The 20,844-nt window shown below is 71.4% G+C and carries 19 protein-coding genes and 1 tRNA gene; 15 read left to right on the forward strand and 5 right to left on the reverse strand.

The window, feature by feature from the left end:
* Position 1: 1 nt before the first annotated feature.
* The 9 genes from ACZ5KV_RS11670 (at position 2) to ACZ5KV_RS11710 (ending at position 7,357) form a co-directional block, all read left to right on the forward strand.
* The gene (locus ACZ5KV_RS11670) at positions 2 to 805 is read left to right on the forward strand and encodes a hypothetical protein (RefSeq protein WP_464239479.1); all 804 of its coding nucleotides are present in this window, start codon (positions 2 to 4) and stop codon (positions 803 to 805) included.
* A 3-nt stretch (positions 806 to 808) separates the two neighbouring features.
* Positions 809 to 1,720 (forward strand): major capsid protein, encoded by a 912-nt coding sequence (locus ACZ5KV_RS11675; protein ID WP_464239480.1) that lies wholly within the window; start codon positions 809 to 811, stop codon positions 1,718 to 1,720.
* A gap of 13 nt (positions 1,721 to 1,733) precedes the next feature.
* On the forward strand, positions 1,734 to 2,126 hold the full coding sequence (locus ACZ5KV_RS11680; protein WP_464239481.1) for a hypothetical protein: 393 nt from the start codon (positions 1,734 to 1,736) through the stop codon (positions 2,124 to 2,126).
* Between the two features lie 115 nt (positions 2,127 to 2,241).
* A complete protein-coding gene (locus ACZ5KV_RS11685) occupies positions 2,242 to 2,598 on the forward strand; it encodes a hypothetical protein (protein ID WP_464239482.1) in 357 nt (118 codons plus the stop codon).
* A 3-nt stretch (positions 2,599 to 2,601) separates the two neighbouring features.
* A complete protein-coding gene (locus tag ACZ5KV_RS11690) occupies positions 2,602 to 3,153 on the forward strand; it encodes a phage connector family protein (protein WP_464239483.1) in 552 nt (183 codons plus the stop codon).
* Between the two features lie 3 nt (positions 3,154 to 3,156).
* A complete protein-coding gene (locus tag ACZ5KV_RS11695; protein ID WP_464239484.1) occupies positions 3,157 to 5,679 on the forward strand; it encodes a hypothetical protein in 2,523 nt (840 codons plus the stop codon).
* Entirely contained in the window at positions 5,679 to 6,128 is a 450-nt protein-coding gene (locus ACZ5KV_RS11700; protein WP_464239485.1) for a hypothetical protein, read from the forward strand. The genes ACZ5KV_RS11695 and ACZ5KV_RS11700 overlap by 1 nt, the downstream gene beginning before the upstream one ends.
* Positions 6,128 to 6,637 (forward strand): hypothetical protein, encoded by a 510-nt coding sequence (locus ACZ5KV_RS11705; RefSeq protein ID WP_464239486.1) that lies wholly within the window; start codon positions 6,128 to 6,130, stop codon positions 6,635 to 6,637. The genes ACZ5KV_RS11700 and ACZ5KV_RS11705 overlap by 1 nt, the downstream gene beginning before the upstream one ends.
* 123 nt (positions 6,638 to 6,760) lie before the next feature.
* Complete coding sequence (locus ACZ5KV_RS11710; RefSeq protein WP_464239487.1) at positions 6,761 to 7,357, forward strand: MarC family protein; 597 nt, start codon at positions 6,761 to 6,763, stop codon at positions 7,355 to 7,357.
* A gap of 12 nt (positions 7,358 to 7,369) precedes the next feature.
* On the opposite strand, the gene ACZ5KV_RS11715 is transcribed toward ACZ5KV_RS11710, so the two are convergent.
* A complete protein-coding gene (locus ACZ5KV_RS11715) occupies positions 7,370 to 7,945 on the reverse strand; it encodes a flavodoxin family protein (protein WP_464239488.1) in 576 nt (191 codons plus the stop codon).
* A gap of 207 nt (positions 7,946 to 8,152) precedes the next feature.
* Between ACZ5KV_RS11715 and ACZ5KV_RS11720 the strand changes: the two genes are divergently transcribed.
* Positions 8,153 to 8,851 (forward strand): ABC transporter ATP-binding protein, encoded by a 699-nt coding sequence (locus ACZ5KV_RS11720; protein ID WP_464239489.1) that lies wholly within the window; start codon positions 8,153 to 8,155, stop codon positions 8,849 to 8,851.
* Complete coding sequence (locus tag ACZ5KV_RS11725) at positions 8,848 to 11,391, forward strand: ABC transporter permease (RefSeq protein WP_464239490.1); 2,544 nt, start codon at positions 8,848 to 8,850, stop codon at positions 11,389 to 11,391. Before ACZ5KV_RS11720 ends, ACZ5KV_RS11725 begins: the two co-directional genes overlap by 4 nt.
* A gap of 101 nt (positions 11,392 to 11,492) precedes the next feature.
* Here ACZ5KV_RS11725 and ACZ5KV_RS11730 read toward each other — a convergent pair whose 3' ends face one another.
* The 3 genes from ACZ5KV_RS11730 to ACZ5KV_RS11740 all read right to left on the reverse strand — a co-directional run bounded on the left by ACZ5KV_RS11730 (position 11,493) and on the right by ACZ5KV_RS11740 (position 13,960).
* Complete coding sequence (locus ACZ5KV_RS11730; protein WP_464239491.1) at positions 11,493 to 12,068, reverse strand: arylesterase; 576 nt, start codon at positions 12,066 to 12,068, stop codon at positions 11,493 to 11,495.
* A gap of 217 nt (positions 12,069 to 12,285) precedes the next feature.
* The gene (locus ACZ5KV_RS11735; protein ID WP_464239492.1) at positions 12,286 to 12,714 is read right to left on the reverse strand and encodes an FKBP-type peptidyl-prolyl cis-trans isomerase; all 429 of its coding nucleotides are present in this window, start codon (positions 12,712 to 12,714) and stop codon (positions 12,286 to 12,288) included.
* Positions 12,715 to 12,901: 187 nt separating this feature from the next.
* A complete protein-coding gene (locus ACZ5KV_RS11740) occupies positions 12,902 to 13,960 on the reverse strand; it encodes a glycosyltransferase family 2 protein (RefSeq protein WP_464239493.1) in 1,059 nt (352 codons plus the stop codon).
* Positions 13,961 to 14,142: 182 nt separating this feature from the next.
* Between ACZ5KV_RS11740 and ACZ5KV_RS11745 the strand changes: the two genes are divergently transcribed.
* The 3 genes from ACZ5KV_RS11745 to ACZ5KV_RS11755 all read left to right on the forward strand — a co-directional run bounded on the left by ACZ5KV_RS11745 (position 14,143) and on the right by ACZ5KV_RS11755 (position 15,523).
* Positions 14,143 to 14,232, forward strand: a tRNA-Ser gene (locus ACZ5KV_RS11745).
* 122 nt (positions 14,233 to 14,354) lie between these two features.
* Positions 14,355 to 14,675: a DMT family transporter gene (locus tag ACZ5KV_RS11750; protein ID WP_464239494.1), complete on the forward strand. Its 321-nt coding sequence runs from the start codon at positions 14,355 to 14,357 to the stop codon at positions 14,673 to 14,675.
* Positions 14,676 to 14,959: 284 nt separating this feature from the next.
* On the forward strand, positions 14,960 to 15,523 hold the full coding sequence (locus tag ACZ5KV_RS11755) for an NADPH-dependent FMN reductase (protein WP_464239495.1): 564 nt from the start codon (positions 14,960 to 14,962) through the stop codon (positions 15,521 to 15,523).
* Positions 15,524 to 15,605: 82 nt separating this feature from the next.
* Here ACZ5KV_RS11755 and ACZ5KV_RS11760 read toward each other — a convergent pair whose 3' ends face one another.
* Entirely contained in the window at positions 15,606 to 18,842 is a 3,237-nt protein-coding gene (locus ACZ5KV_RS11760) for a PAS domain S-box protein (RefSeq protein WP_464239496.1), read from the reverse strand.
* An 873-nt stretch (positions 18,843 to 19,715) separates the two neighbouring features.
* Here ACZ5KV_RS11760 and ACZ5KV_RS11765 point away from each other — a divergent pair.
* Positions 19,716 to 20,768, forward strand: a complete 1,053-nt coding sequence (locus ACZ5KV_RS11765) for a TRAP transporter substrate-binding protein (RefSeq protein WP_464239497.1) — start codon at positions 19,716 to 19,718, stop codon at positions 20,766 to 20,768.
* Positions 20,769 to 20,844: the final 76 nt, after the last annotated feature.

Consider the following 20,844-nt stretch of genomic DNA (forward strand, 5'->3'; position numbering starts at 1 on the left):
CATGATGCAGGAAGCCTCGATTGCCCCCGCGGGCGGATACGGCGCAGAGACACCTTCCCCGACTGCTCGACACTGGCTGGAGGAGGCCATTCCCGACACCGAAACCTGCGAGATCGACGGCCAGGCCGTGCCGCTGTCCGCGCATCCCTCCCTGCGCAAGTACGCCGGGGTGCGCGACATGGCCCGGGCCCTGGTGGGCGCCCAGGCGCTCATCGGGCGCAAGACCGTGGGCCTCGCGCCCCTGCCCGGGGACGCCAGCGACGAGGACCGCGCCCGCTTCGACGCCGAACTGCGGCGCCTGACGGGCGTGCCCGCCGGGCCCGAGGGCTACGCCATCGCCCTGCCCGAGGGCCAGCAGGCCGACGCCCGGCTCATGGGCTGGTTCCGCACGGCGGCCCACGAGTTGGGCCTTTCGCCCGGCCAGGCCCAGGGCCTGTCGGACCGCTACAACGAGCTGGCCGCGCGCACCGTGCGCGAGTTCGAGACCCAGCGCGGGCGGCGCCAGGCCGAGACCCTGAACGCCCTGGAGCAGCTTTGGGGCTCCGAGGCTCCGGGCAACGCGGAGATCGCCCGGCGGGGCTTCCAGGCCGTGGCGGGCCGCGCGGGGCTGGACCCCGCCGAGACCCGGCGCATCCTCGACGCCCATGGCGACGACCCGGTTCTGATCCGTCTGTTTCACGAGATCGGGAAGACCAACCAGGAGGACGGCTTCGTCGGGGGGATCGGTGGTCCCGCACCCCGCGGCCAGGCCATGACTCCCGAACGCTTCTTCGCCGAAGTCGTCTTCGGCGGCAAAGGAGAATAGCAGATGAGCACCGTTTCGACCCTGCGCGACCTGAGCGCCCGCTTCGCCACCCGCCAGCCCGATCAGGTCGACTGGCTGACTGAGGAAACCCCCGTGCTGGACGTGATCCCCTTCGAGGAGGCCTCCCACGCCCTGTGGAACGTCTACGACGAGGTGGCCGACGTGACCGGCGGCGGCTTCGTGGACATGGACGCCCCCCTGGGCAGCATCGACGTGGGCACCCGGCTGAAGAAGGTGGACCTGTCCATCCTCGGGGCCAAGATGTTCCTGCCCGAGGACAAGGCCAAGGCCATGGGCGGGCGCGACGCCTACTTCGCCAAGAAGCTGCCCAAGGCCCTGCGCAAGCTCGGTGTGGATGCCGAAAAGGCCATCGTCTACGGCAACCTGCGCAAATACGCCATGGACGCCGGGCGGCTCATGGACGCCGGGGGCCAGGACGACAAAGGCTACAGCCTGCTGGCCGTGCGCTTCGTGCCCGGCGAGACCACGGGCCTGTATTCCAGCAACACCTTCCGTCAGGGCGGCATCCTCGATGTGCGCTCCGTGGGCGGCGGCATGCTCTACGAGGACGAGCGCGGCGTGCTGGGCTACGGCGTGCGCCTCAAGGGCTACTTCGGCATCCAGATCGCCAACCCCGAGACCGTGGCGGCCCTGGTGAACATCACCCCCGGCACCCCGCCCACGGCCATGCAGGTGGACAACCTGCTGGACATGGTGCGCGGCGGGGCCGGCACCTTCCTGTTCTGCCACCGCAAGGTCATGAGCATCCTGGCCGAGGCGGGCAAGGGCGCGGCCTTCCAGATGACCGCCTCCGAGCGCAACGTGGACCGGCGCATCGCCGAGTGGAACGGCGTGCCCATCGTCACCAGCTACAACTTCGCCGACGCCGCCGAGGCGACGGTGGCCGTCAACTAGGAGGACGCGCAGCATGTACGACCACATCCTCAAGGTTCATGACGAATACCTGGCAAAGGCCCAGGCCCTGCCCCAGAACGCCGACGCCGAGGGCAACGGCCGCGTGCTGTGCTTCGCCGGGGCCCTGGGCTCCCAGGAGGTGGTGGCCCAGGCCGACACCGAAGTGACCCTGGCCGCCGGGGCCACCCTGGGCGTGACCCTGGAGCAGCGCGACAAGGGCGGCGCCTGGGAGCCCCTGGGCACCGTGTGCGCCCTGACCGGGCCCCTGAGCCTGGAGGCCGGGGCGGTGCTGGGCCGTTTCATCCCGCCCAGCGACACCCGCGCCGAAACCCGCGCCCTGCTGGCCAGCACCGACCCCGCCGCCCAGGGCAACCTGTCGGTGTACCCGCACTACCTGGCGCGCTAGCGCCGCCCGGGCGGGGGGGCCGCGCGCGCCTCCCCGCCCTTGGACGGCGGCCCATGGCATCCTTCCGGCGGGGCCTCCGGCCCCGCCGTACTCCAACCATCGCAGGAGAGACCCCATGCAGACCCCGACCATCATGGACCAGCGGCACAAGAGCATCGTCATCACCCTGGACGCCGAGGCCCTGCCCGGCCTGGGCCTGGCCCAGGCCCCCGAGCCCGGCGCGGCCTTCACCCTGACCGGCACGGCCCGCGCCCGCGACGCCTTCCCCGGCGACCAGCAGGGCCCGGCCCAGGTGAGCTTCGAGCTGTATCCCGAGCGCCTGGAGCCGCGCATGGGCCAGGCCCGGGCGTCCGCCTTCCCCGGCACCCCCGGCGCGGCCCAGGCTCCGGGTGCCCAGGCCCCCGGCGGCGCCGACGGCGGCCTGAAGCAGCGCGAGGCCTTCTTCCGCAGCCTGTTCCAGGGGGACGACTAGGCCATGAGCGTGGAGATCCTCTCCGGGGCGCTCATCGAGCTGGGTGAGGACCGCATCGCCTCGACGGACCAGGACACCGAGCGCGCCCGGCTGGCCCGGGCGGTGTACGAGGTGGAGCGCGACGCCATGCTGGAGGAGCATCCCTGGAAGTTCGCCATCCGCCGCGTGGCCCTGGCCCGGCTGGCCGATGCTCCGGCCTTCGGCTACGCCCGGGCCTTCCGCCTGCCTGCCGACTGCCTGCACGTCATCGCCTGCGAGCCCGAGGCGGCCTACGCCATCGAGGGCGGGGCCCTGCTGTGCGACCTGGAGGCCGTGGCCGTGCGCTACGTGCGGCGGATCGAGAATCCGGCCGACATGCCGCCGACCTTCCGCGTGGCGCTGTCCGCCCGGGTGGCCGCGCGTCTGGCGCGCAAGATCACCGGCTCCAGCGCCGAGAAGGAGCGCCTGGAGGCCCTGTACCGCGAGCGCCTGCGCACGGCCAAGGGCCGCGACGCCCGGGGCGGCGGCACCCCCGAAGCCAACCGGCCCGACCTGCTGCAACGGGCCAGGAGGTAGACCATGAGCGTTTCCGCATCGCCGATCATCAACGCCTTCACCGGCGGCGAGCTGTCGCCGCACCTGGACGGGCGCACGGACCACGAGAAGTACTACACCGGCTGCCGCAGGCTGGAGAATTTCATCCCCAGGCCCCACGGCAGCGTCTGCAAGCGGTCGGGAACGCGCTTCATCGCCCTGGCCGGGGCCCAGGGCAGCGCCGCGCGTCTGGTGTCCTTCGACTTCAACGGCACCGAGAGCCAGAGCTACGTCATCGAGATGGGCGACGGCTTTCTGCGCTTTTTCACCGGCGGGGGCGTGGTGCTCAAGGCCGACGCCCCCGCCTGGGCGGCGGGAACGGCCTACGCCCCGGGCGCCTATGTGGCCCGGGGCGGGGCCGTGTACCGCTGCCTCGCGGAGCATACCGCCGCGGCGGACAGCGAGCCCGGTGCCGGGGCGGGCTGGGCCGGAGCCTGGGCGGCCGACGCGGCCTACCGCATCCCCAGCCCGTGGGGCGCGGCGGCCATATGGGGCGTGAACCACGTCCAGAGCTGCGACGTGCTCTATCTGGTCCATCCCGATACGGCCCCGCGCAAGCTCGTGCGCCGGGCCCACGACGACTGGACCCTGGAGGAACTGGACTACCGCATGCCCGGGCATGACCTCGCGGTCGTCGCCACGGGGGGAGCCTCCCCGGCTTGCGCCACCTCGGGCGCGGCGCATCTGCGGCTGCCCGCCGGGCGGACCTTCGAGGTGGCGACCATCGTGCGCGCCCTGGACCCGCAAGGAACCGCGGGCTGGTACATGTACAAGGGCGCCGGGGTGTACCTGACCGAGAAGTCGGCCATCAACCTGCTCTTTCGTGACGAGCCGGACCACGCCAAGAACCAGATCGAGTCCATGTACGTCGGCAGCGAATTGCAGGGCGGGTTCTGGAAGCTGCTGGACAGCGACGAGGCCATGCCTTCGGCCTTCGGGGCCGGGCAATGGCCCGCCGTGGTCGGGCTGTACGAGGACCGGCTGGTCCTGGGCGCCACGCGCTCCCGGCCGCTGACCCTGTGGATGTCGCGCACCGGGGCTCATGAGGACTTCCGCATGAACACCGCCTCGTTCGTCGACGGCGTGCAGGATCAGCCCCTGGACGACGACGCCATCGAGATCACCCTGTCGGGCTCGCGGGTCAACCCCGTGCGCTGGGTGGCCGACCAGGAGGAACTGCTGGTGGGCACCAACGCGGGCGAGCTGAAGGTCTGGTCCGGCCTGGAGGGCGAGGGCATGACCCCGGCCAAGGTCCAGCGCAAGCGCCAAAGCTCCCACGGCAGCGCGGCGGTGCGGCCCGAGCCGGTATCCGGCGCGGTGCTTTTCGTCTCGCGCAGCGGGCGCAAGGTGCGCGAGATGGCCTACGACATCGCCAGCTACAAGTACGCCTCGCCGGAACTGACCCTGCTGGCCGAACACGTCACCGGGCCGGGCCTGCGCGAGATGGCCTTCGCCCGCGAGCCCGACGGGGTGCTGTGGGCCGTGCGCAACGACGGGCTGCTGGCGGCCTGCACCTATCTGCGCGAGCAGGGCGTGGTCGCCTGGCACCGCCACCTGCTGGGCGGGGACGGCCGCTGCGAGAGCGTGGCCACCGTGCCGGGGCCCGAGGGCGACGAGGTCTGGCTGCTCGTGCGCCGCGAGGCCGAAGGCGGCGGCGTGCTGCGCACCGTGGAGCGCCTGGACCCGGTCTTCGACGCCGGGGAGCGCGCGGGCGGGCGGGCCCAGGACGCTGCCGGGGGGTTCTTCATGGACTGCGGGCTGTCCAACTGCGCGCGGGTGGACGGCGTGGAAACGGAGGCGGACACGGGCCGGGTGCGCGTCTTCGCCCAGGGCCTGGGCGCCCGCGACGGCGACCAGGTGCTCCTGGAAGGTCTGGCGGGACTGGAGGCCCTGTGCGGCGTGCCGTTCACCGTGGAGGGGGCCGACCCGGCCACGGGGAGCTTCCTGCTGCTGGCCGACGGCGCCTGGGTCCGGGGCGCGGCCCTGCCCGCCCACCGGGGCGGGGGCACCTGCTGGCGGCGCCTGCCCGCCGGGCCCCTGGGCGGGCTGGATCACCTGGAGGGCCGCGAGGTCTGCGTGCTGCTCGACGGCGCGCTTCAGGGCGCCCAGCGCGTACAGGGCGGGGCCGTGGCCCTGCCCCGGGCGGGCTGGAAGGTCCACGTGGGTCTGCCTTACAGCGCCGTGCTCCAGCCCATGCGCCTGGAGGTCGGCGGCGCGGCGGGCACGTCCCAGACCCGGCGCAAGCGCATCATGGGCGTCACCGTGCGCCTGCGCCAGACCGTGGGCGGGCGCGTCTGCCCGGGCGACGACGTGGCCGACAAGTACGAGCGGCTGCTGCCGCACACCGCGCCCGTGCGCGCGGGCACGGCCCCGCCGCTTCTGGACGGCGACCGCGAGGTGCGCCTGGCCAGCGGCTACGACCGCGACGGCCTGTTCACCATCCGCCAGGACGACCCGCTGCCCATGACCGTGGTCTGCTGCGTGCCTCAGGTGCAGGGGGAGGGCTGATGCTGCGCGTCGTTCCCTTCGAGGTCGGCCACCTGGAGCGCCTGGAGCTGCGCGCGGCCGACCGGCTGGGGTTCGCCGCGCGCGGGGGCCGCGAGGGGCTTTGGGCCCTGGCGCGGCTGTACCGCGCCAGCGGTCCGTGCTGGACGATCCTGGACGGCGGGGCCGTGGCGGCCTGCGGCGGAGTGGGCGTGCAGCCCGGGGCCACGGGCAACGCCTGGGCGTTGACCAGCCCGCTGGTGGAGGCCCGGCCCGTGGCCATGGCCCGCCTGGCCCGGCGTTGCGTCGAGGCCGCCGAGAGCGGCCTGGGCCTGACGCGCATCCAGACCACGATCCATGTGCGGCACACGGCGCGGGCCGAATGGTTCGAGTTCCTTGGTTTCACCCGCGAGGGTCTGCTGCGCAGGCTCGTGGGCGACGACGACTATCACCTTTACGCGAGGGTACGCTGATGGGCGCCGATCCCGTTTCCGCAGGAATCCTGGGCTTGAGTATGGTCGGCAACATGGTCGGGGGCATCGCCCAGGGCCGACAGGCCGCTGCCCGGAGCAAGGCCGCCGACCTTCAGGCCGACGCGGCCCAGGCCGAGGCCGCGCGCCAGGCCGGGGAAATCAAACGCCAGACCGCCAAGGACCGCGAGCGCGCCGGGGCGGACCTGCGCCGCCGGCTGGCGGCGGCCCGGGTCGGCGCCGTTGGCGCGGGCATCGACGCTGGGTCCGGCTCGGCTCTGGAAGTGCTGGCCAGCGCGGCGGGCCTGGGCGCGCTGGATTTGGCGAACATCGACTACGAGGGCGGGCTGCGCGCGGCCCAGGCCCTGCAACAGGGCAGGCAGGCCGCCTACGGCTATTCCGGCTCCGCCGCAACGGCCCGGACGCGCGGCGCCGACTCCCTGCTGCGCACGGGCCTGAACCTGGGCGGCAGCGCCCTCGACCTGGGCGCACGTATCTGGAAGGAGGACTGAAAGGCGGTTGACGCCCGGGCAAAGGACCGTTACAGGCTCCCCCCGACGTGGTACAACCGGGTGGCGGGACCGGGGCGTCTTCTCCGGTTCCGCCCACGCCATGTCACATTTCTGGAGGTTGCCGTGCCTTTGTTCCTGAGTGTGTTCATCAAGTTCTTCTTTTTGCTGACGCCGTTCTTCGTGCTGTCCATGTTCCTGGCGCTGACCAAGGGCATGGGCGCGCGCGAGCGGCGGCTGACCGCCGTGCGCGTGACCCTGGCCGTGGCCGTGGTCACCATGGTGTTGTTTTACTTCGGCAACGCCATTTTCGAGGTTTTCGGCATCACGGTGGACAGCTTCCGCATCGGCGCGGGAGCGCTGCTGTTTCTCTCGGCCGTGTCGCTGGTGCGCGGGCGGCCCGGGGCCGACGCCGGGCAGGGCGAGGGCGACATCAGTGTGGTGCCCCTGGCCATTCCCATCGCCGTGGGCCCGGCCACCACGGGCGCGCTGCTGGTCATGGGTGCGTCCATGCCCGCGCAGGACCGGCTGGTGGGCAGCGGGGCGCTGCTGGCCGCCGTGGCCTGCATGGGCGTGGTGCTGGTGCTTTCGGCCCACGTCCGGCGCCTGCTCGGGCACATGGGCATCGAAATCCTGACCAAGCTCACGGGCCTGATTCTCTCGGCCCTGGCGGCCCAGATCGTGTTCACCGGCGTGCGCAATTTCCTGGGCCTGGGGGCGTAGGCTCCCGGGCGTTCAGTCGCGCAGCCGCCGCATGGCCCAGGCCATGTTGCGGCCCAGGTTCTGCATGGTCTGCACGCCTTCCAGGTCGTCGTCCACGTCGCCCCGGTTCAGGCCGATGCCCATGTTCCAGTAGTTCGACCCCACCACGATCATCTGGCCGATGAGAAAGAAGGCGTTCAGGGCGTTGAAGACCTGGATGGCCCCGCCCCGGCGCACGGCCACCACCGAGGCGCCGACCTTGCGTGCGAACATGTCGCCGTTGGCCTTGGCGACCATGCCCGCGCGGTCGATGAGCGCCTTCATCTCCGCAGAGACGTTGGCGAAATAGGTGGGCGAGGCCAGGATGATCCCGTCGGCCCCGAGCATCTTCTCCACGCAGTCGTTCACGAAATCCACGTCCACGGCGCAGCGCTTGTCCTGGTTGGTGAAGCATTTGAGGCAGGCCACGCAGCCGCGTATGGAATGCCCCGCCAGGGAAACCGATTCGGTGTCGATGCCGTGGGTACCCAGTTCCCTGAGCACGTGGTCGATGAGATGCTGGGTGTTGCCTTTCTTGCGGGCGCTGCCGTTGAATGCCACGACCTTCATGTGGACCTCCGGATGGGACGGGTTTGCTTGGACTGCGGCGCGGGGGCACCACCGGGAAAGGCGCGCAGAAACGGCTTTTCCCAGGCCTTGGCCTGGGGTATACACCAGTTCAGGGGAGTTCGCCACGCATGAAGGATGGACTGCCGCGCCGGGGGCCGGAGGCCGGGCGCGGCCTTTGCTGGCGCCCGCAACCAAGGAGATTTGCCCATGGCCGAACCGGGCCGGAACATGGTGGAGCTTGAGGACGTGCGCCTGACGCTGGTCGGCGGCGCGGGCGCGGTGGACGTGCTGCGCGGGGTGGACCTGACCGTGGCCGCCGGGGAGACTCTGGGCGTGGCCGGGCCCTCGGGCGCGGGCAAGACGACCATGCTCATGGTCATGGCCGGGCTGGAGCGGGCCACTTCGGGCCGGGTGGTGGTGGACGGGCGCGACCTGCGCGCCCTGGACGAGGACGGCCTGGCGCGCTTCCGGCGCGGGGCCGTGGGCGTGGTCTTCCAGGCCTTCCATCTGGTGCCGACCATGACGGCCCTGGAAAACGTGGCCCTGCCCCTGGAATTCGCGGGCAGCCCCGACGCCTGGGACCGCGCCCGGGAGAGCCTGGCCGCCGTGGGCCTGGAGGCCCGCGCCGGGCACTACCCCGCCGAACTCTCCGGCGGCGAGCAGCAGCGGGTGGCCATCGCCCGGGCCTTCGCCCCCGGGCCGCGCCTGCTTCTGGCCGACGAGCCCACGGGCAACCTGGACGAGGACACCGGCGCCCGGGTGGCCGACCTGCTGTTCGAGCTGCGCGAGCGGCGCGGCGTGACCCTGGTGCTCATCACCCACGACATGGGCCTGGCCGCGCGCTGCGCCCGCACGGTGCACATGCACGGCGGGCGCCTGGGCCAGGGCGCGGAGCCCGGGGCATGAGCCTGCCCGGCGAACTGGGCCTGGCCCTGCGGCTGGCCCGGCGCGAGATGCGCGGCGGCACGCGGGGCCTGGGCGTGTTCCTGGCCTGTCTGGCCCTGGGCGTGGCGGCCATCGCCGCCGTGGGCACCTTCGCCGCCGGGGTCGGCGGCGGGCTCGCGGCCAACGCCCAGGCCATCCTGGGCGGCGACGTGCAGCTCGTGCGCTCCCATGTGCCCGTGGACTCCGCCGTGGCCCGGGCCCTGGAAGCCCGGGGCGACCTCTCGCGCCAGGTGGACATGCGGGTCATGGTCCGGCCCCGGTCGGGCCAGGGCTCGGCCCTGGCGGAACTGAAGGCCGTGGACGGGGCCTACCCGCTGTACGGGAAATTCGAGCTGATGGGCGGCTTCGGGCTGGCCGAGGCCCTGGCCGGGCGCGACGGCCTGCCCGGCGCCGTGGCCGAGCAGGCGCTGCTGGAGCGGCTGGACCTGCTGCTGGGCGACGTGGTGCGCGTGGGCGGCGCCGAGTTCGTGCTCACGGGCATCATCCGCCAGGAGCCGGACCGGGTCGGCCAGTTCTGGGCCCTGGGGCCCCGGCTCATCGTCGGCCTTGAGGCCCTGGCGGCCTCGGGGGTCGTCCGCCCCGGGACGCTGGCGCACTACGTGTACAACCTGCGCCTGCCCGGCGAGGAGCCGGACCCCGCCCGGGCCGAGGCCCTGGGCGCCGAGGTGCTGGCGGCCCATCCCGACGGCGGCTTTCGCGTGCGCACCTTCCACAAGGCCGCCACGCGGCTGACCTGGCTTTTGGACGACGTGGCCCAGTACCTGACCCTGGTCGGGCTGGCCACGCTGCTGGTGGGCGGCATCGGCGTGGCCGGGGCGGTGCGCGCGTTCCTGGCCGGGCGCCAGCGGTCCATCGCCGTGATGAAGGCCCTGGGCGCCTCGCGGCGGCTGGTGACCGGCGTCTATTTCGTGCAGGTTATGGCCCTGGCCCTGGCGGGCAGCGCGGCCGGAGCCCTGGTGGGCTGGATTGCGGCCTGGGCCGGGGCCGGGCCCCTGGCGCTGCGCCTGGGCGTGCCTTTGGCCAGGACCACGGCGCAGTTCCCGGCGCTGCTGGCCGTGGCCTACGGGCTGCTGACGGCCCTGGCGTTCTCGCTATGGCCGCTGTCCGCCGCGGGGTTGACCTCGCCCGCGCGGCTGTTCCGGGGCTATGCCGACACCGGGACGCGCCGCCCGGGCCGGGGCACGCTGGCGGCCTGCGCGCTGGTGGTCCTGGCGCTGACGGCGCTGCTGCTCGCCACCAGCGAGGACCGGGGCGTGGCCCTGGGTTTCGCGGCGGGTGCCCTGGGCAGCGTGGTCGTGCTCTGGCTCTGGGCCGGGCTGGTGCGCCGCGCGGCCGCGCGCCTGCCGCGCCCGGCCAGCCCGCGCCTGCGCCAGGCCCTGGCCAACCTGCACCGCCCGGGCGCGGCCACGGCCAGCGTCATCTTCTCCCTGGGTCTGGGGCTCACGGTGCTGGTGGCCGTGGCCCTGGCCGAGGGCAACATCCGCGACATCATCGCCCGCCAGACCCCGAGCACGGCGCCGTCGTTCTTTTTCATCGACATCCCGCGCGGGCGCATGGAGGCCCTGGAACGCATGGCCCTGGACGTGCCCGGCGTTTCGCGCATGGAAAAGCAGCCCTCCATCCGGGGCCGCATCGTGGAAATCGACGGCCGCGAGGCCGACACGGTGGACGTGGACCCCGACGTGGCCTGGGCCCTGCGCTCGGACCGGGGGTTGACCTTCGCCGGGCCCAGGCCCGAGGGCGTGGAGCTGACCCAGGGCGCGTGGTGGGCGCCGGACTACGCGGGCCCGCCGCTCATCTGCCTGGACGAGCGCGTCTGCCGGGGCTTCGGCATGGCCGTGGGCGACACGCTGACGGTCAACGTGCTCGGGCGGCGCATCACGGGCACCGTGGCCTGCACCCGGCGCATCGACTGGACCACCGGCGGCCTGAACCACACGATCATCTTCTCCCCCGGCGTGCTCGACGGCGCGCCCTATACCTGGATCGCCACGGCCTACGCCGACCGCGAGCAGGAGACGGCCCTGTTCCGCGCCGTGACCGGAGCCTTCCCCGAGGTGGTGGCCATTTCCATGCGCGAGGTGCTGGAGAACCTGGGCCAGATGGTCGACGACGTGGGGCTGGCCGTGGGCGCGGCGGCGGCCCTGGCCCTGGTGGCCGGGCTGCTGGTGCTGGCCGAGGCCATGCGCGCCAACCTGCGCGCGCGGCACTACGACGCCGTGGTCTTCAAGGTGCTGGGCGCCACCCGGCGCGACATCATGACCGCCCTGGTGCTGGAGTTCGCCATCCTGGGCGCGGCGGCGGCGGCGCTGGCGGCGCTGCTGGGGCTTGCGGGCTCCTGGGCCTTCGTGGCCGGGGCGCTGCACCGTGGCTGGGTGTTCCTGCCCCTGCCCCTGCTGGCCATTACCGTCGGCGGCGTGGCGGCCACGGTGCTGCTCGGGCTGCTCGGCGTGCGCCGGGCCCTGCGCGGCAGCGCCTGGGGTGTGCTGCGCAACGAGTAGGTATCGTCGGGCCGGGCCGTCCGGCTGCGAGGCGGAAAACAACGGGCCCCCGCGCGAAGACCTCGCGCGGGGGCTCGTTTTCGGGCGGGACCGCCCCGGCGCTAGGGCCGGGCCGCCGCCTGGACCAGGGCGCGCACCCGGGGCAGCAGGGCCCGGGCGATGATGGCCACCCCGCGCTCGTTGGGGTGGATGCCGTCGTCCTGGTTCAGGGCCGGGTCGAGGGCCACGCCTTCCAGCAGGAAGGGATGCAGGGCCACGCCGTGGCGCGCGGCCACCCGGGGGAACACGGCGTCGAAGCGCGCGGCGTAGTCCGCGCCGTAGTTTTCCAGGGCGCGCATGCCGATGAGCAGCACGGGCACGCCCTTGGCCCGGAACAGCTCCAGCATGGCGTCCAGGTTGGCTTCCATGAGTGCCGGGTCCTGGCCGCGCAGGCCGTCGTTGGCGCCCAGCTCCAGCCAGGCGCAGTCCGGGCGCTCCTCCAGCAGCCAGGGCAGCCGGGCCAACCCGCCCGAGGTCGTATCGCCGGACACGCCCGCATTGACGATGCGCACGTCCAGGCCCTCCCGGCGCAGCAGGCCCTCCACCACGGCGGGCAGGGCGGCGGAGACGGGCAGGCCGTAGCCCGCCGTGAGGCTGTCGCCCACGGCCAGCAGCGTCACGGGGCGGGAAGCGGGCATGGGAGCCTCCTGGAGGCTGGCGGTTGCCGGGGCGGGGCGGTCGGCTGCGCGGGCCCGGGCGCCCGCCCCCGGGGCCAGGAGCAGGGCCAGGGCCAGCAGGGCGGCCGCAGCCCCGAGGCGCCGCAGGCCACGCAGGGCAAGGGACCGCGGCGCGCCGGGGGTGCGCCGGAGCCGCGCCGGGCGCTCCGGGCCGGAAAGGGTGCGCATGGGCCCGGCCTCAGCCGATGGCCATCAGTTCGATTTCGAAGGTCAGGTCCTGGCCCGCCAGGGGGTGGTTGGCGTCCAGGGTCACGGTGCCTTCGTCCACGGCGGTGACGTTCAGGCGGAAGGGCTGGCCGTCGGGGCCCTGGGCCTCCAGGGCCATGCCCGGGGCGGGTTCCACGCCTTCGGGCAGTTCGGCGCGGTCCACCACGTAGATCAGCTCCGCGCTGTGCTCGCCGTAGGCTTCGGCGCAGGGGATGGTGAATTTCTTGGACTCGCCGACGCTCATGCCCATGGCGGCCTTCTCGAACCCGGGGATGACCATGCCCGAGCCGATGGTGAATTCCAGGGGTTCGCGCTGGCGCGAGGTGTCGAACAGGGTGCCGTCGTCCAGGGTGCCGGTGTAGTGGACGGAAACGCTGTCGCCGTCTTTGGCTTGGGGCATGGGATCTCCTGGGATTTTCCGGGGTGTCCCGGAGTGTGCTTGCGGGCCGGATGGCCGGGGGGCGCCGGGCGGCGGCCACGCGCTGTGCGTGCCGTCTGGTCCGGCGTGCATGGGTCCGATGCTCGCAACCTACAGGTTTTCCTCCCGGCGGGCAACCGCCCCCGGCGGCGGGGCGTCCTCCGGGGGGCTACAGGTCCCGGTAAAAGCTGTAGTCGAAGCGGCGTCCGGCCTCCTGCATGGCGGGCAGCAGCGTGCTTTCGATGGTGCGCAGGATGGCTGCGGCGAACAGGGCGGCCAGGGGCGCGCCGAGGTCCGGCGGGGTGTGGCCCGGGCCAGGGGTGAGGTCGTGGCCCAGCCGTTGCAGGTCCGCCGCGAGTAGGGCCCGGGTTTTTCTGGACGACTCCGGCAGCCGCCCGGCCAGAAGCCGGAACAGCGGCCCGGCCGGGCTCGCACCGGCCATGTGCGCGAGGCGCAGGTAGCAGTGGATGGCCATCAGGAAGTCCACGTACAGAAACTCGGGGCGGGAGATGCCCAGGGCCTGTTCCATGCGCGCCAGGGCGTCTTCCGCCAGCACGATGTCGCAGATGCGGAACTGTTCCATGGTGATGCTTTTGGGCTGCGACCATGCCCAGTAGCGGGCCACGATGTCCGTATAGTGCATCCTGCGGACCAGGGTCACGGGGCTGTGGTGGCGGTAGTTGCGCAACGTGAGCCCCGCCTCGCGTACGCGGCGGCAGAAGTGGTGGTCTTCGTAGGTCTTCGCCTCGTAGCCGCCGAAGCCGCCCAGGGCGAGCCAGGTGGCGCGGCGCAGCAGCCAGATGCCGCCCGAGAGGAAACCGGGGGCGTCCGCCTGTTCATAGTAGCCGCAGAAAGCCTGCTCATAGCGCGCCGAGAGGCTGTCGCCCGCTGCCGGGTGCATGGGCGCGCCCACAAGGCCCACGCCGGGTTCATCAAGCAGGGGCAGGGCGTGTTCGAGCCAGTCCGCAGGGGGGCGGACATCGCAGTCCAGGGACAGGATCGCATCCTGCGTGCAACGGGAAATGCCCGCCTGCTTGGCGACCCCGGCGCCCCTGTTGGCGGCGTGGGCCACGAGGACGACGCCCGGGCGCGGGGGAAAGGGCGGCCGGGAGCCGTCGTCCACGAGGACGGTTTCCCGGGGCCGGATGGTCCAGGTGCGGACCTGTTCGAGCAATTCCAGGGCGAGATGCGCGTCGTTGTAGGTGTAACTGACCAGGGAAACGCCCATGCGGTGGCCCTTGGCGCGCGGGATGCCGCCGGTTTCGGGCGCGGCGCCGCGCCGACCCTTCGCGCCCGTTTCTACGCGAAAACCGCCCCGAGGGTAACCCCGGCGGCCTCCCGAAACCTGCCCCGCCCGCGGTACGGTTTTCTTTACAACCCCTGCCCCCTTGCCTATGCTGACCGCCCTGCGGAGGGGTGTCCGAGCGGTTGAAGGAGGCGGTCTTGAAAACCGCTGACGGGGCAACCTGTCCGGGGGTTCGAATCCCTCCCCCTCCGCCAGTCCTTCCCCCCGTGCGCGTCGCCTGGCGGCGGTCCGCCGTCGGGTTCCAGCGAGGCCACGTCCTCCCCCATTTCGGGTTGCACTGTCCGGGACGGCCCGGCTCTTCGGAACGGAGAACCGCATGTCCTGGTTTCTGCTTGTCTGTGCCGGTGTCCTGGAAGTCGTGTGGGCTTATTTCCTGAAGCAATCCAACGGGTTTACTCGTCTGGAATCGTCTCTTGCCACCCTTGTGGCCATGGCTGCCAGCTTCGGGCTGCTCGCCCTGGCCATGCGCTCCCTGCCCCTGGGCACGGCCTACATGGTCTGGACCGGAATCGGCGCCGTGGGCGCGTTTGCGGTGGGCGTTGTGGCGCTGGGCGAGCAGGTTTCCGGCCTGCGTCTGCTGGCGGCGGGCTTCATCGTCGCCGGGCTGGTGCTCATGAAGCTCGCCGAAGGCCGCTGACGGACTGTCGGGAAAACCGAAACCCGCAGGGCGATTAAAAACGGGAGAAGCAAGACGCGGGGAAAGCCGGGACGCGCAGTGCCCCTCGTATGCTCACGCGGTCCGGACTCTTTTGCGGGCGCGGCAGGTCGCCGCCTGGGGGCGCCCGTGAGGGCCCGCATACCGGGCCCGGCCGCCGTGGCTGCCGTGGCCCCGGTCCGCGTTGCCTTCCTTTGCCGGGTATGCCATACTTGGCAAATGGGAAAATCCCTTCCGTCATCACTCCGAAAAACGAGGAAACAATCGTGAAGACCTATACCATCGCCGTCATTGTGGGCAGCCTGCGCAAGGATTCCTTCAACCGCAGGCTGGCCGAGGGGCTGGTTCGACTGGCTCCGTCGGATTTCGTTTTCAACACCGTGCGCCTGGACGACCTGCCGCTCTATAATCAGGACGACGACGCCGATCAGGCCGCGCCGGTGCGGCGGATCAAGGAGCAGATCCGCGAGGCCGACGGCCTGCTGTTCGTGACGCCCGAGTACAACCGCTCCATCCCCGGGGTGCTCAAGAACGCCATCGACCACGCCTCGCGCCCCTACGGCGACAGCGCCTGGGCCGGAAAGCCCGCCGGGGTGCTGGGCGTGTCCATCGGGGCCGTCGGCACGGCCCTGGCCCAGCAGCACCTGCGCAACGTGCTGGCCTACCTGGACGTGCCGACCCTGGGCCAGCCCGAGGCCTTCGTCCAGGCCAAGGACGGGCTCTTCGACGCAAGCGGCGCCATCGGCGCCGGGAGCAGGGAGTTCCTGCAACACTGGATGGACGCCTACGCGGGCTGGGTGCGGCTGCACGCGGCCGGGCCCGCGGCCTGACGCGGCGCGGCGCCCGCCCCGGGCGCCGCCCGGCCGGAAACGCAAACGGCGGGGGACGGCAGTTGCCGTCCCCCGTCTTTTTTCACCCCCGGTCCCCGGCCCTGTGCCAGCCGCCGCCCCTGGCCAGCGTTTCCCGGATGACCCGGGTCAGTTCATCCGGGTCCACGGGTTTGGACACGTAGCCGTCCATGCCCGCCGCCAGGAAGTTTTCCTTGTCCCCGGCCATGGCGTAGGCCGTCATGGCGACGATGGGTATGCCCCGGGCGGCCTCGTCGGCCTGGCCGTTGCGGATGGCCCGCGTGGCTTCCACGCCGTCCAGCACGGGCATCTGCACGTCCATGAGCACCAGGTCGAAGGGCTCGCGGCCCAGAGCCTCCAGGGCCTGGCTGCCGTCGCCGACCACCGTGGGCCGGGCTCCGGCCTTCTCCAGCAGCCGCGCCGCCGCCAGGCCGTTGACCCGGTCGTCCTCGGCGACGAGCACCCGGGCGCCCTCCAGGGGCGGGCCCGGGGACGCCGCCGGGGCCGGAGCGGCCAGGACGGGCTCCTCCTGGGCGCGGAAGGTGCAACAGAAGAACATGGTCGTGCCCAGGCCGGGCTCGCTGTCCACGGCGATGCTGCCGCCCATGAGTTCCACCAGCCGTTTGCAGATGACCAGCCCCAGCCCGGCGCCCTGGTATCTGCGCGTGAAGCCCTCGCTGATTTGCGAAAAGGGTTTGAAAAGCCGTTCGATGTCCTCTTCGGGAATGCCGATGCCCGTGTCGGCCACGCTGAAGAGCACCCGGCACTGCCCGGGGGCGCGGGGCGGCAGACGGTAGGCCTCCAGGGTCACGCTCCCGGTGGGAGTGAACTTGAAGGCGTTGCCCAGCAGATTCATGAGCACCTGCATCAGGCGCACCTCATCGCCCCCGAGGGTTCGCGGCACGGCGGCGTCCACATGGCAGTGGAATTTCAGACCCGACTGGCGCGCCAGGGGCCGGAAGATGCCCTTGATCTGGTCCATCACGGCGGTCAGGGAGAAGGGTTTGGCCTGGATGTTCAGCTTGCCCGCCTCCACGCGCGAAAGGTCCAGGATATCCGAGAGCAGCCGGGTCAGGCGCGTGCAGGACTGCTTGGCCAGGTCCACGTATTCGCCCTGCTCCCCCCGCAGGGCCGTGGATTCCAGGAGCTGGAGCATGCCCATGAGCCCGTTGAGGGGCGTGCGGATTTCGTGGCTCATGTTGGCCAGGAACTCGCTTTTGGCCTGGCTGGCGGCCTCGGCGGCCTCCTTGGCCTGAAGCAGGTCCTTTTCCACCTGCTTGCGGGCGGTGATGTCCTGTGCGGCGCCCAGGATGCCGATGGGCACGCCGCCGCTCCAGATGGCGGCGGAGGACAGGCTGATGTGGATGGACGAGCCGTCCTTGCGGCGGCGGGTCAGTTCCAGCCCGGAGAGGAGCTCGCCGGCCAGAACCCGCTCCCGGAGGCTGCGGAATTCCTCCTGCTGGTCGTCGTCCACGATGGGCAGGGGTTTGCCCAGGACCTCCTCGGCCGTCCAGCCGAAAATGCGCTCGGCCGAGGCGTTCCAGGACAGCACGCGGCAGTCCGTGCCCACGCTGTAGAGGGCCACGGGCGAGCAGGAGACGATGGCCCGCTGGAATTCCTCGCTGCGGCGCAGCAGTGCCTGGGCCTTGCGCCGCTCGGTCACGTCGATGATGCAGGAGTAGAGCGCCTCCCGGCCCTGAATGGACACCGGGCCGGTGTAGACCTCCACGTCGCGCGTCTCGCCGTGGGCCAGCCTGTGGCGGAAGGAGAAGAAGCATTTGTTTTCGGTGCGGGCCTGGGCCATGGCGGCCCGGAGCTCCTCCGGGGGCAGGGTGTTGATGTCCGTGACGCTCATGGCCTTGAGTTCGTCGCGGCTCCAGCCGTAGTAGGCGCTGGCCGCGTGGTTGGCCTCCACGATGCGCCCTGTGTCCGGCGCCAGCAGGAGCATGATCACGCTGCTGTCCATGAACAGCGCCCGGAACAGTCTTTCGCTCTCCTGCAGGGCCAGGCTCGCGGTTTTGCTTGCGGTGATGTCTTCCAGGAACCCCACGGTGCGCTCGGGCAGGCTGTCCGCCGCGGGCAGGCGGAAGGCACGGGCCCCGACCCAGCGCACTTCGCCGGAGGTCGCGACGATGCGCATCTCCGCCTCCAGGGGCGTGCCTTGTTCGTAGAGCGCGTCCAGGGCCCGGGCCACATGCGGGGCGTCGTCGGGGTGGATCATGGCCCGGAAGGACGTCGGGTCGTCGTACAGGCTCTGGACGCTGCGGCCCGAGATGTCCTCATAGGCCGGGCTGGCGTAGATGATCCTGCCGGTGGTCAGGTCGCGCATCCAGAAGACGTGGCGGATGTTCTCCACCAGATGGCGGAAGAGATCGCGGCTGCGGGTCAGCTCGCCGGTCTTGCGGCGGCTGTCGTCCAGCGCGGCGGCCAGGCGGTCGTTCAGGCGCAGGGTCAGGTGGTAGTGCAGGGCCAGGGCCACCAGGATCGCACCGGCCAGGACGGCGCCCACCGTGGCGGCCACGCGCCCCTCCGTCCAGAAATGCCGGGGCTTGCCGTACCAGCGCTCCACCAGGACGGTGTACTGCTCCGAGGCGGTGAATTCGCGCACGGCGGCGTCCAGCCGCTGGGCCAGCGCGCCGTTTTCCGGGGTCAGGGCCAGGCTGCGCTTGTACTCCATGGTCGGCCCGTCCAGGAAGGCCACCAGATTGTCCACTCCGGCCCGGGAGGTCAGGTGCTCCAGTTCGTAGCGCCCGGCGAGCACGGCGTCCAGGTTGCCCGAGAGCAGGTCGACGAGGTAGTGTTGCGGGCTGGTGTAGTCGCGAATCCAGATATCGGGCACGCGGGTCAGTTCCTCGGGGCGCAGGCTGCCGCGCAGAATGCCCAGGGTCCGGCCCTGGAGATCGTCCAGGGTTTTGATGGTCTTGTCGTTGGCGCGCACCATCAGGCATGTCGGGGAAACGAAAATGGGCGAGGTGAAGATGAAGCGGTCCAGCCGCTCCTGGGTCGGGGTCATTCCGGCTATGAACGTGCCCCGGCCTTCGAGCACCTCGCGCTGGGCCTCGGCCCAGTCGTCTGCCACCAGGAAGGTCATCTCCAGGCCCGCGCGTTCGGCGATGGCCCGGGCGGCGTCCGCGGAAAAGCCCTGGGGCTGGCCGTCGGAGCCCAGGGCAAAAAAAGGCGGCATGCTCTTGAGCACCACGGCGGTCACGCCCTGCTGCGGGGCGCCTTGCTGGCCGCGGCCTGGCAGCGGCCCGGCCAGGGCCGCGACCAGGAAAAGCAGGACCACGGCGACGTAACGCATTCCGGCCTCGGGTGCTTCGGGCGGCGCCGGGATGTCGTCGGCGCCATCCCGTGGAAAGGGGGTGTACCGTTATAGAGTCTACCATGATCCGCGCGCGGGGGCTACCGGCGGGAGCAAAAAATGCGCGCGATGCGCGTACGGGGAGGCCTTTGTCCGAAAAGGCCGACGCGGCGGGAGGATTTTCTCCCGAGGCCCGCCCCGGGGCGCGCGGCGCCGGGCGGGGCGGCACGCGGAATAGGGCGATTTTGCATTTTTGAGAAGAAGAGTTGGGCGCGTGCCCGCACGGACCCGGGAGCAACGGGCGCCGACGACCCGGACCCCCGAAGGAGGGCCCGGGTCGTTTGCTTTTCCGCTGCCCGCCGCCGCCTGCGCCGTCGCGGCGGGGCCTGGGGCCAGCGCCGCCGAGCCGGAGAGCCAGCATTGGAGGTGCGCCCCATGCGCCCGGGCAGCAGTGTGCCCCCCGTTCCCGGTTGTGCCACGGCCCCAGGGGGGCGGTGGCGGGGCTCCTCCACGGTGCGGCGCGGTTTCAAGGGCCCCGGGCCGCGCGTGGCGGCGTGGGGAAAGAATGGCGCTGACTTACATTTTTGTATTGTTCTGGCGGTGTGCCGTGCGTTTTGTCAGTCAGTAGTCAACATATTTGCAAAAATATGCCATAAAATAGACATAATTGTCACACATGCGGAGCGCCCACGCGTGCCTTTCGCGGACCTTGATCTGTCAATATCATAAAATAATTGATTAATTTTTTACCCGCCGTCCCCGGAACGATAGTTGCTCAACGGCCCGCGTGCTTCCGCGTCGGCGCCGGGTCCGCGCGCGGCGCCGGGCGGCGGAAGCGCGCACACCCCACACCCGACCAGGAGGACACCGGTCATGAAACGCAGAGAGTTCATCAAGAAGGCGGGCGCCGCCGGCATCGCGGCCACCGCCGGGGCCGTGGTCAACGCGCCCTTTGTCCACGCCAGCAAGAAAACGACCATCCGCTGGCGCCTGCAAACCTATGCGGGGCCCGCCCTGGCCGAACACGTCATCAAGCCGCAGATCGAGGCCTTCAACAAGATCGCCGACAACGAGATGGTCATCGAGCTGTACAACGCCGACCAGCTCGTGCCCACAGGCGAACTGTTCCGCGCCATGCAGCGCGGCACCATCGACGCCGTGCAGAGCGACGACGACTCCATCGCCGCCCCCGTGGACGTGGCCGTGTTCGCGGCCTATTTCCCCTTTGCCTCGCGCTACGCCCTGGACGTGCCCACCCTGTTCAACCACTACGGGCTCAAGGAAATCTGGGAGGAGGCCTACTCCGAGGTCAAGGGCGTGACCTGGCTGTCCGCCGGTGCGTGGGACCCCTGCAACTTCGCCACCAAGGAGCCCATCAACAGCGTTGCCGACCTCAAGGGCAAGCGCGTGTTCACCTTCCCCACGGGCGGCCGCTTCCTGCAGCGCTTCGGCGTGGTGCCCGTGACCCTGCCCTGGGAGGACGTGGAGGTCGCCCTGCAGACCGGCGAGCTGGACGGCATCGCCTGGTCGGGCATCACCGAGGACTACACCGTCGGCTGGGCCAACGTGACCAACTACTACCTGACCAACAACATTTCCGGCGCCTGGGCCGGGTCCTACTTCGCCAACTCCGACAAGTGGGACGCCCTGCCCGACCGCCTGAAGACGCTCTTCCGCATGTCCATGGACAGCTCGCACTACTACCGCCTGCACTGGTACTGGTGGGGCGAGGCCCACTACCGTACCAAGGGCGGCAAGCTGAAGCTGACCTCCATCCCCGAGAGCGAGTGGAAGATCGTGGAGGACGAGGCCATCAAGTTCTGGGACGAGATCGCCACCCAGAGCCCCAGAAGCGCCAAGGTCGTCTCCATCCTCAAGGATTACGTCGAGACCATGAAGCTGGCCGGCCCGCCCTACCGCAGCTAGCCGCGCCCGGCCCGGGCCCGGCGTTTTGCCGGGCCCGGGCCCGCTTCCTTTTCCCCCCGCAACCCCCAAGCAGAGA

This window comes from Desulfocurvus thunnarius, from assembly GCF_055390965.1.